This is a genomic window from Megasphaera cerevisiae DSM 20462, from assembly GCF_001045675.1.
GTDB classification, from domain to species: domain Bacteria; phylum Bacillota; class Negativicutes; order Veillonellales; family Megasphaeraceae; genus Megasphaera; species Megasphaera cerevisiae.
In genome coordinates this window covers 1-2,010 of the sequence record NZ_LEKT01000106.1, presented here as the reverse complement: position 1 = coordinate 2,010, position 2,010 = coordinate 1, and the positions used below count along the sequence as shown (strand labels likewise).

General features: G+C 36.0%; 2 protein-coding genes. One reads left to right on the top strand and one right to left on the bottom strand.

Annotation, left to right across the window (positions count from 1 at the left end):
• Window positions 1-173, bottom strand: a 173-nt coding sequence (locus AB840_RS18395) for a helix-turn-helix domain-containing protein (RefSeq protein WP_048515653.1), incomplete at its 3' end; no start/stop codon positions are given.
• A gap of 209 nt (window positions 174-382) precedes the next feature.
• Here AB840_RS18395 and AB840_RS15145 point away from each other — a divergent pair.
• A complete protein-coding gene (locus tag AB840_RS15145) occupies window positions 383-1,066 on the top strand; it encodes a hypothetical protein (protein ID WP_200810013.1) in 684 nt (227 codons plus the stop codon).
• Window positions 1,067-2,010 lie beyond the last annotated feature (944 nt).

Below are 2,010 nucleotides of genomic sequence, written 5' to 3'. Positions count from 1 at the left end.
ACATGGGATTGTCCCGTGTGTTCGTCGCATTCTTCGCGGGTATGTTTCAGCCAATATCGTAACGTGCCTTTGCCGAGATGGTATTCCTCGGTAAGACTGTTCAGCGTCCGACCTTCTTCCAGATAAAGGCGGATGATTTTTTCCCTGAGCTCAGGCTCATATTTTTGATTCATGGTAACAACCTCCGATACAGTATATTTTATCAAACTATCACGAGGTGTTACAACTTTAGTATACTAGGTCAATCTTTCAATACACACAATGAATAGGGGTAGATGTTTTTAGAACCATATATTATCAATAAAATGAGTTACAATCAAAAAGAACGATCTACTGGAGCGAAAAAGAAGTAAATATCGCAAGTCGAGGTGCGAGATTAAAAATGGATAAATTTAAGAACTTTTTTGATGATTTTACGTTTCACGCTCGTGTTATGCCAGTAATAGTGTTATTAGCACCTATTATTATGATCGGATTGATCAAAGGTCTAATACAGTATAGCTGGATTGAAAACGGCACTCTAATTTTTTTGAGTCTTGTGTTCCTTACTATTTTTAGCAAAATAGCAAGGAACATTGGAAAAGATTACGAGAAAAAGATGTATGCAAAATTAGGTGGGATGCCAACTACAATTGTGCTACGTTTTTCCGATAATACATTTGATGACATCACAAAAGAGCGTTATCATAGAAAATTGAACCGATTCAGGGGACTGAATCTTCCACTGGACAAATCAAATGAAAATGCAGATGATGACCAACAATATATTTCTGCAACAAATATTCTTAGAAATTATGCAAATTCAAATCGTGATAAAGAACCAAGGGTATATCAAGAATTAAAAGAGTACAATTTTTGGAGAAATCTGTATGGAACAAAAAGAATTGCACTATTTCTTTACTTAGTCATTGTTATTAGAGAAATTATACTCAAGGGAATAATTTCTCTAAACCAGGCATTTTTACACCCATACCCAGATTACATTGTTCTGATTATTATGGTCCTTTGTATTGTTTCCATTATGCTTTTTGTCAACAAAAAAAACAGTTACGCAAAAAGGATTTGATTATGCGAAAACCTTAATCGAAGTATGTGAGAGAATACCTACGGACATCCGTGAAGAAAACAAAGTTTAACTTCGTGGTATGTTTATACTGAGATAATTAAAATTCAGATAGAATAGTCTGTGTATCCTCAATATACAAAGAGCAAGCTACCCTATTCCTGCTAATATAAGAGAAGTGCGACTGCACATCGGAATCTTCGTGTTGTGGCATATTGCCGAGTTAGTACATATGAGGATGCACAGAGGGGAGCTTTGAATTACAGATTCAGCATTTTAAAGAACCGATAACAAAAAAGGATTGGCAGTTTGTTAATGTATATTCGGATGAAAGAGTGTCAGGTATATCCATCAGAAAACGACTCGAATTTCAATATGTTTTTATGATATCTTATTTTGCACACGGGGGTGTGCAAAATAAGGGTTATCGTTGCATTGTATCAATTACGTGGTAGGGTTGGACGTAATGACGTTGGGATTGATACAAAACAACAAAAAGTGTGCATAGCAGAAGAATGCATCAGATATGGGGAGTTTGTGAACTGGCTCAATGAGCTGGTTCTTTTTTTTATGCCTTGAATTGGTTGGATATGATAAATAATAATCGACATGTAATATAAGAAATGCATACGGCATTAACGATTGCAAGTATGTATTTGTAAGAATATAGATTATTTGCTATTCAATCTTTTATAATCTTTGGGGCTATGAAGAAAAGTCTGTAAATAAGGTCTTCTATGATAGTTAATAAAGAGTTAATAAATCGTCATTTTGCTAGAACTATCATGCCAGTAATCTGTCAGGGTACATGATGACCAGTTCGCCTCTCACCTTTCCCCAATTCCGAAGCGGCATGGTCCATTTCTTGGCAGCTTCGAAAGTGGACAGGTACAACGCCTTGAGCAGAGCCTGTGAACTTGGGAAAACACTTCGCTGACGGTTTAAGC

Coding starts and splice junctions, on each gene's coding strand:
- AB840_RS15145 (WP_200810013.1), top strand. CDS start 383: ATGGATAAATTTAAGAACTTTTTTGATGATTTTACGTTTCACGCTCGT.